General features: G+C 62.6%; 7 protein-coding genes. 3 read left to right on the top strand and 4 right to left on the bottom strand.

The genetic code is table 11. The annotated features are described in order from the left end of the window. Positions 1–137 precede the first annotated feature (137 nt). Together CWI66_RS10370 and CWI66_RS10375 are read left to right on the top strand one after the other, a co-directional pair. Positions 138–560: a hypothetical protein gene (locus CWI66_RS10370; RefSeq protein WP_096921295.1), complete on the top strand. Its 423-nt coding sequence runs from the start codon at positions 138–140 to the stop codon at positions 558–560. Between the two features lie 88 nt (positions 561–648). Beyond that, a complete protein-coding gene (locus CWI66_RS10375; protein ID WP_100731615.1) occupies positions 649–2,373 on the top strand; it encodes a potassium/proton antiporter in 1,725 nt (574 codons plus the stop codon). A 51-nt stretch (positions 2,374–2,424) separates the two neighbouring features. Here CWI66_RS10375 and CWI66_RS10380 read toward each other — a convergent pair whose 3' ends face one another. Further along, positions 2,425–3,132 carry a DUF3581 family protein gene (locus CWI66_RS10380; RefSeq protein ID WP_039175785.1) on the bottom strand — a complete coding sequence of 236 codons (708 nt, stop codon included), beginning with the start codon at positions 3,130–3,132 and terminating at the stop codon, positions 2,425–2,427. A gap of 107 nt (positions 3,133–3,239) precedes the next feature. On the opposite strand from CWI66_RS10380, the gene CWI66_RS10385 reads away from it, so the two are divergent. After that, on the top strand, positions 3,240–6,197 hold the full coding sequence (locus tag CWI66_RS10385; protein WP_100731616.1) for a hypothetical protein: 2,958 nt from the start codon (positions 3,240–3,242) through the stop codon (positions 6,195–6,197). 14 nt (positions 6,198–6,211) lie between these two features. Here CWI66_RS10385 and CWI66_RS10390 read toward each other — a convergent pair whose 3' ends face one another. The 3 genes from CWI66_RS10390 to CWI66_RS18355 all read right to left on the bottom strand — a co-directional run. Beyond that, on the bottom strand, positions 6,212–6,946 hold the full coding sequence (locus CWI66_RS10390) for a trimeric intracellular cation channel family protein (RefSeq protein WP_016916438.1): 735 nt from the start codon (positions 6,944–6,946) through the stop codon (positions 6,212–6,214). A gap of 88 nt (positions 6,947–7,034) precedes the next feature. Then, positions 7,035–7,457: a CopM family metallochaperone gene (gene copM, locus CWI66_RS10395; protein ID WP_016916437.1), complete on the bottom strand. Its 423-nt coding sequence runs from the start codon at positions 7,455–7,457 to the stop codon at positions 7,035–7,037. Between the two features lie 427 nt (positions 7,458–7,884). After that, the coding region (locus tag CWI66_RS18355; protein WP_232710839.1) for a hypothetical protein at positions 7,885–8,079 on the bottom strand (195 nt) is incomplete at its 5' end.

Consider the following 8,079-nt stretch of genomic DNA (forward strand, 5'->3'; position numbering starts at 1 on the left):
CCAGCGTCTTGCGTTATTTTCGTTAGCGCCTTGAGAATACCCCAGCTACTTCGTTGATAACACCCGTGCTTTTGGTATCCCGCTTGACGCTCCGGCGCAAAAGACAGGATGATAGGCGCTCTTATCAGGACAATGCCATGCCGACCCACTCCGTACACCGCACGCCACCGTTTTCCACCAGCCGCCTGACTCGGCTGATGGGACTGTGCTGCCTGTTCGTGCTGTGTCTGGGCGCATCAGGCCTGGCGCCTCCCCACGTCACCGGCGGGGTCGCCTCGACCGAGCACCAGTGGGTCGGCCACGGTGAGCAGCGCAACTATGCGTATCTGCCCGAGCTGCCGCGTATTCGCCACCAGTTGCATGCGCTCGCGTCCGATGACGCGACGCTGCTCGCCATACTGGGCCAAGGCGATGACCCACTTGCCATTCAGGCACTTCCTCTGGCGGCCGGCTACCTGTCACTTTCCAACACGGCAAGCGCAGGCCTGACGCCCGCTTGCCAAGCACAACGTTACAGCTTACCCCCTGGCCGAGCCCCACCTGCCCTGCAAGCTGCCTAGGCAGTCACTCCCTTTTTGCAATATTCAGCTCTGCAGGCGCTCCACTCATCGCCTGCCGATCATGTTGGGACCCTTGTAAGGACAACGCATGTTTCCTGTGGACAAGCTCATTCTGCTGGCGGCCATCCTGCTGCTGGTGGGTATTTTATCAAGCAAGCTCTCTGCCCGTATCGGCCTGCCGGTACTGGTGCTGTTTCTGGTCATTGGCATGCTGGCGGGAGAAAGCGGCATTGGCGGCATTGCCTTCGACAACCCGCTGGGTGCCCATACGCTAGGCACGCTGGCGCTGGCCATCATTTTGTTCGATGGCGGTTTGCAAACCCCTACGTCGTCGATCAAGGCCGTCTGGAAGCCTGCGTCGCTGCTGGCCACCGTGGGCGTACTGGTCACGGCCATGCTGACCGGCGCGGCAGCGGCCTACATTCTTGACCTGCCGTTACTGGAAGGGATGCTGCTGGGTGCCATTGTGGGTTCCACGGATGCCGCAGCGGTCTTTTCCCTGCTGCGTAATGCGGGCATTCACATCAACAAGCGCTTGAAGTCGACGCTGGAGATCGAAAGCGCCTCTAACGACCCGATGGCGATCTTTCTGACCGTGGGCCTGCTCGAGGTGCTGGTCAACGGCATGCAGCCTGGCATCGGGCTGCTGCAGCTGTTCGTGGTGCAGATGGGGGTCGGCGCGCTGGTGGGCCTGGGCGTCGGCTGGCTATCGGTGAAACTGATCAACCGTATCCACCTGGCAGCGTCAGGGCTCTACCCGGTGCTGGTCGCTGCCTGTGGTTTCCTGTCGTTTGGCGTCTCTGCCAACCTGGGTGGCAGCGGTTTTCTGGCCATCTTCCTGACTGGGGTCTTCATCGGCAACCGACGCATTGCCTTCCAGCGCGGTACGTTTCTGTTCCACGACGGGCTCGCCTGGCTCAGCCAGATCGTCATGTTCGTGGTACTGGGTTTGCTGATCAACCCGCTCTCTCTACTGGAGGTATGGTTCGAAGGTCTGGTGATTGCCGCCGTGCTGATTCTGGTGGCTCGCCCATTGGCCGTGGCGCCGATTCTGAGACTGTTTGGCTTCAACGCCCGTGAGATCAGCCTGGTGTCCTGGGTTGGCTTGCGCGGCTCGGTGCCGATCATCCTGGCAATTTTCCCGCTGATGTTCGGGCTCGAGGGGGCCGAACTGATCTTCAACGTGGTGTTCTTCGTGGTGCTGATTTCGGCTTCGATTCAGGGCACCACCCTGCCGATTGTCGCGCGCAAACTGCGGCTGACCGAGAAGCCACCGGCTGTACCCGCCGCCAGTCTGGAGATCACCGCCCTGGAAGAGGTGGATGCCGACATCGTCGAATACACCTTGAGCGAGCAGCCACGCGCCGCAGGGCGGCGGCTTTCCCAGATGGCCCTGCCCGACACCACCGTGGTGGCGATGATCACCCGTGGCAAGGAGGTCATTCCGCCGCGCGGCTCCACCGAACTTCACCCCGGCGACCACTTGTTCGTGGTGCTGCGCCCGGAAACGCGCCCTTTCGTGGACTGCGTCTTTTCCGACGCGCCGGACAAGGTCAGCAGCGACTTATCCGACCAGCCTTTACGACTGAAGGGCAGCACGACGCTGGGCGACCTGCGCCACTCGTACGGTTTCATCTTGAACGGGCCTGAAGAGACGACACTGGACACGCTGTTGCGCAGCCAACTCGACATGCCGCTGGCAGTCGGCGACACGCTGCATCTGGACGGCATGACGCTGAGCGTCGAAGGGATTCTGGGGGAGCGCGTTACCACCGTGGCGCTACAGCTGGCCACGCAGCCACCGGAAACTTGAGAGCAGCGCCCCCATGGCGTCACACCGCCGTGGGGGCTTTGACGTCGCGCTTCAGGCGGCTTCGTAAGCGGCCTTGAGACGATAGAACTCAGCCACGATGGCCGCCATCTCGCTGTCGTCGTAGTTGCACAGGCCGCTGACCACCAGCTTCTTGGAACCCACGCCCACGGGCTGGCCAGAGGACTGAATGGAGAACTCCAGCAGCGCATCGGCACGCTTGCCCTGGACTTCGAGAGACGACTGGGTCAAGGCGAGATCCGGTGACAGCGCATCCAGCCGGTCCAGACAGAAGCCCATGCTGTCGTAGATCACCAGCGGGCGCTTGGGGTTGAACATCACCCCGTGCTGCTCCATCAAGGGCTTCAGATAGTGCGGGAAATTCTTGCCCGAGAAGGCCACGTAGCAACGCGCGAAGGCTTCCACGGCCGCTTCGTCACGGGTGACTTCCCCTCGGCGTACCACCTGCAAATAGCACTTTCCGCTCTCGTCGCAGACATGGATATCGCCGTTGTCGGCTTCGCTAAACTTGAGCGGTGTATCAGCGCCTACCATATTGGTGAAGCGAAATTCCATTTGTCGCGACAGCCCGAACTTCACCAGTACCAGCGTGAACAACAAGTCGCCGGGCACACAGAAACGCCGTGCGTCCGGGTTGTGAATCGGGTTGTAATCGCCGGCCACGCCCTTGGCGAAGCGACTGGCCTGCTCGGCGGAGATCACCACGTACTCTCCGCGCTGCGCGTAAAAATCCTTGAACATGGCTTTGCTGCCTGCCTAGCGTTGAAATCGAAAACCCATAACTGCCCTACGTCGCGCATAATGCCATAAAACACGCGCCAACAGGAGTCATCTGCCAGGATGCTTGTATGACCAACGAGACGCCCCCCCCGCCGCGCCGCTGTCCCCCCTTGATCTATGCCTTGGTGGCCGTGATCCTGGTTGCTCTAGTGTGGCTGGCGGGCAGCTACTGGCTGCTCAATAGCCAGTGGTTGCCGCGCCAGATCTCCACCATCGACGGCGTAGAGGTGCGCTGGTCGAGTGCCCAGAGCCTGCACCCCGGCCGCTGGGAAGTCGAAAACCTCTACTTGGCCCGGGACGATGCCGCCCTGCCCCTCTCGGTAGAAGCCGAACGGGCCACCTTGTCGCTCTCGCTACTGGCCCTGCTGCGTGGCGAACTCTACCTTCACGCCCTGAATGCCGACGGCATTCGCCGCCTGACGGTTGGCGATCTGGCGCTGGAGGCCGAAGGCCAGCTGCAGGTCATGGATACCCAGCTTAGTCAGGATCGGCTGGCCTTGCCGCATGTCTCGCTGGACATTACCCAGGGCAGCCTGGTGCGGCTCAGTGATCAGACCACCTTGATCCAGCAGATCGACCTGCGCAGTACGGCGTCGCTGGCCGAGACCGCTACCCAGGCGTTACGGGGGGAGGCCCTCGAAGAAGCGCTCTTGAGCGCCCTGGATGCGCGGCTGTCGCTGACCGCCCAGGCCGATGCCTGGGACGTGTTCATGCCCTATCTGGAAGCGTTGCCGTGGCTCAGCCTGGCGGGCCGCGGTGAGCTGCAGGGTGACCTTGCGCTGGTGGCAGGCGAACTACAGCCCGACAGCGAGCTGGTACTGACCGCGCCCGTCCTGGAGCTTGCGCTGGATGAGCAGCGCCTGGCGCGCCGCGATGAAGCACGCCGCTGGCTGCTCGCAGATGCCTCGCCCCCACGCCACACCGCCACCGGCGAAGGCCAGGTACGTCTTGCGGTGGAAGAGCAGCAACTGCGCTTTTCCACCCGTCTGGCACAGGTGACGCTGGCAGAAGCCACACCTTCCGACACCCGCCCCTATGCCACCGATACCCAACTGACCCTGGCCACCGAGCTTCCCAACCAGCGCCTGGACCAGCTGGCGCTCCCTACCCATGCCACCCTGGCCCTCTCTGGCCAGGTCACTAGGCTGGACATGCTGGACCGCTACCTGTCCACCGCGCTGGAAGGCCAGGGCATCAGGCTCACTGGCGAGGGGAGTATCGATGCCCGGCTTGCCCTGCGCGACGCACGCCCCTACCAGGCCGAGCTGGCCATCGAGGCCCCAGCGCTGGGTGCAGCGCTGTTGGACTTCACCACCCAGGGCCGAGGCACCCTGAACGCGCAATTGAACGAAGATGAGCAGCTGCACGCCACGCTGGCACTGCGTGATGCCGAGCTGTATCACCAGACGCGCCAACTGATGGCCAACGCGCAGCTGACCCTGGATGCCACCAGCCCCCTCGACCCCGAACAGGCCAGGCAGCAGGCCACGGCACGGCTGAGCTGGGCAGAAGCCACGCTCCCCGATCTGGGCGTACTGCAACCCTACCTGGCAGGCCTGCTGCCCTCTCCCGCCCCGTTGACACTACAGCGCGGCAGCGCCACCAGCCGGGGACAACTGGAGTTCGACACACAGGCCGTGCAGGGTGAGCTGCACCTGGCGGGCAATCAGCTGACCACCGGCTGGCAGCGGGGCGATCAGCGCGGCACCCTGGTCAGCAACGCGCAGTTGCAGCTGACGATACGCCAGGCCGCGCTGGACGGCACGGCGCTGGATATCAGTGGCTCACGGCTGCGCTGGCAGGTGGCCGACGAGCACGCCCTGGAGGAGCCGCTGGAGAGCATCATCGTGCTTCGCGACGGGCAGTTTCAGCGCCGGGCAGGCGTGCCCAGCGGGCAGTTCAGCGTCGACGGCAGCGTTCAACGGCTCAGTTTTCTCAACGCTTTTTTACCAGATGCTCATGGCATCAGCCTCTCGGGCGAAGGCCAGCTCTTCTTGCAGGGGGCATTTCAGGACGACCAGCTCCAGGCCCCCACACGCCTGAGGGTCAACGCCAATGAGCTGGCCGTGACCTTTCTGGACTATCTCGCCACAGGGCGTGGAGAGCTGACCGCGCAGCTGGACAGCCCCGAACAGGCCCGGCTTTCACTCGGCATTCCCCAGTTTGCCCTGAGCCATCAGGACGACGATCGCCCCCATCTTCAAGGCCGCCACCTGGCGCTGACCACGCAGACAGACCGCTTCAGTGAGGTGCTGGAAGCCGCCGCCCCAGAGCACTTCGTGACCCGCATCGTGCTGCCCATCACCGAAGTGCCGGACATGACCCGCTACAACCGTTTTCTTCCTGACGATGCCGGGGTGGAGCTGCTCTCCGGCCACGCCAGCCTGAGCAGCGAATGGCTGCTGGAAGGGCTCCAGGCACAAGGGGAGATTACCCTGCGCGCCTTCGAGACCGAGCTGGCCCTGCTGGACCAGCGGCTACGCGGGGATATCGCAATGCAGCTAAGGCTCACCGACGGCGATCTCGATGCTCGCCGCTTCACCGCCAGCGACTCCTATGTGCGGCTGGAAAACATGTTCCGCCAAAGCGAGGAAGGGACTCAGGATGCGGGCTGGTGGGTGCAGCTCGACCTGCAGCAGGCACGGTTGGTGTGGGGCGACCCGCTGCAGCTGACCAGCCAGCTGCGCTTGGGGATGCGCGACTCCGGCTTGTTGGCGCGGCTTTTTTTAGCCCGCGCCCGAGAGCGCGACTGGCTGGGTCGGCTGCTCGACGTGCAACCCATCGAGGGCAGCGCTGAACTGAACATCGACGACGAACAGATCCGACTGGCCAACCTGGCGCTGACAGGTGGCCCCCTGTTACTACTGTCGGACATCACCCTGGACAATCAGCAGGCCAATGGCGCGCTGTATGCCCGCCTGGGGGCGCTGGGTATCGGCGTCGAGCTGGTGGAGAGCGAGCCAACCCTGCGCGTCATTCAGCCTCGGCGCTGGTTCGATCAATGGCGCGCCACCCAACGCCCATAAGTACCGGCAGGCGCTTAGCGACGACGACGCTCGCGGCGAATCATGCGCACCCGCTCCTTGGCCTTCTGGGGCGTCGAGAGCGAGGTGGTGTGTGGCTCTGTCGTGTCGTCGGCTTCGTCGTGTTTGGGCGGCACGGTCACCCAGGCAAACACCGGCAGCGCCAGGTGCCAGTGAATCGCCGCCAAGCGCAGCCCCAGGGTGACACTCAAGGCAGCCGCAATGGCAAGCGTCAGCGGTGCCTGCAAGGATTGGAGCACCACATAGACGATCCCGCCCGCCATGGCGGCGGTGGCATAGATCTCTTCGCGCAGCACCATGGGCACCCGCTGGGCCAACACGTCACGAATCATGCCTCCCGCCACGCCGGTCATCATGCCCATGAGTACCGCCACCACCCCCGACGTGCCCAGCAGCAGCGCCTTGTGGGTACCGATCACGGTAAACAGCGCCAGGCCGAAGGCATCCGCGATGGGTAAAAACCCCCGAGACAGACGATGGATATAGTGAAATCCCACCAACGACACGCCCACCGTGGCGAGGATGACCCACAGATACGTGGGGTCGGTGACCCAGAACACCGGCCGGACACCCAGCACCAGATCCCTCAAGGTGCCGCCGCCAATCCCGGTCACCGCCGCCAGCACCAGCATGCCAAACGGGTCCATCCGCGAACGGCAGGCCAAAATGACTCCCGACAGGGCAAACACGATCACCCCCGCCAAATCCAACCCGTAAATTACCCCCGACACGCGGCGCTCCTTTGATGCGACCCTGAAGAGGCGGGCAGAATATCACTGTTGCGGCCGGTGCGTAGCGGATTATGCGGGCAAGGTGACGTTAATGTTCCTGACGCTCGAGCCACTCGCGCAGAAACGCAATTTCACTCTCTTGAGCCGCGATAATCTCCTCGGCGAGCTGGCGAATCTCTGGGTCATCGCCATATTCGAGCACGATCTCGGCCATCGCAATGGCGCCTTCATGGTGCGGAATCATGCCCTTGGCAAAGTCCACGTCGGGATCTCCGCTGAAGGCCATGTTCATATCTTCATGCATACGGTCATTGGCCGCCTGAAAAGCGGCGACGGCCGGATTCTCTGAAGGTGATGCGGCCTGCCCATGGGCGTCGCTGTCTGATGAGTGATGATGCGCATGGCTGAGCGGCGCGATCAGCGCCCCTGCGAGCATCATGGCACCTACCCAGTACGGCCTGCGCATGGCGGGTAGAAGGCTCTGGGTGACACTTTGGCAAACGTTGGACATCAGTGTGCTCCTCAATGGCTGATTGGCTTTGCCTGCCTCTGTCAGGCAGGACGCTATCGTCACGATAGATTAAAAGTCTAAAACCTTGGGGCAGCACAGAGGTCAAGAGGCCTAAGGTCTAGGGTCTCCCCATTTTCCGGCGTGTCATCGGCATAGTCCTCCTGAGGAGGTGAACAAGTCTGGTATTCGTGCCTCGGCGTCTGGCGCTCTTCTCCAGAGGGGATAGAAAACACTTCGGCCTTGAGCAAACAGCCGTTGCCAGCCCCGCTGCAGGCTATAGAACGGGAATATCAGCCGGCGGTGTCGCTTCTGACGTTGCGCGTGCCGCACCAACTCCGGCGCTCGGTCCTGATAGGCCGCAAGCAGTGTCATTTCCAACAATTGTTGCGACTAAACAATAATTGCTGCGACAATCTCTATGTTGAGTTTACATAGAGTGCGCCTTTGTGACCGTTTCTCTTAAACAATCCAGAACCTTTAGCTTCCATGATGGCACCCTAAAAAACGAGGCAGAGCGCTTGGTCGTTTGGTGGTACGGGCCTATACCTGAATCCGTGAAGCCGGCGCCGACACTTTCCCTATCACCGCCAGCGAGCACTTTTTGATCATTCGCCCCGTGCAA

The sequence above is a fragment of the Halomonas sp. 141 genome, assembly GCF_002810305.1.
Classification (GTDB): Bacteria; Pseudomonadota; Gammaproteobacteria; order Pseudomonadales; family Halomonadaceae; genus Vreelandella; species Vreelandella stevensii.

Excerpts from the sequence above, each read along its gene's own strand:
- CWI66_RS10370 (WP_096921295.1), top strand. The coding sequence starts at position 138 with ATGCCGACCCACTCCGTACACCGCACGCCACCGTTTTCCACCAGCCGC.
- CWI66_RS10375 (WP_100731615.1), top strand. The coding sequence starts at position 649 with ATGTTTCCTGTGGACAAGCTCATTCTGCTGGCGGCCATCCTGCTGCTG.
- CWI66_RS10380 (WP_039175785.1), bottom strand. The coding sequence starts at position 3,132 with ATGTTCAAGGATTTTTACGCGCAGCGCGGAGAGTACGTGGTGATCTCC.
- CWI66_RS10385 (WP_100731616.1), top strand. The coding sequence starts at position 3,240 with ATGACCAACGAGACGCCCCCCCCGCCGCGCCGCTGTCCCCCCTTGATC.
- copM (WP_016916437.1), bottom strand. The coding sequence starts at position 7,457 with ATGTCCAACGTTTGCCAAAGTGTCACCCAGAGCCTTCTACCCGCCATG.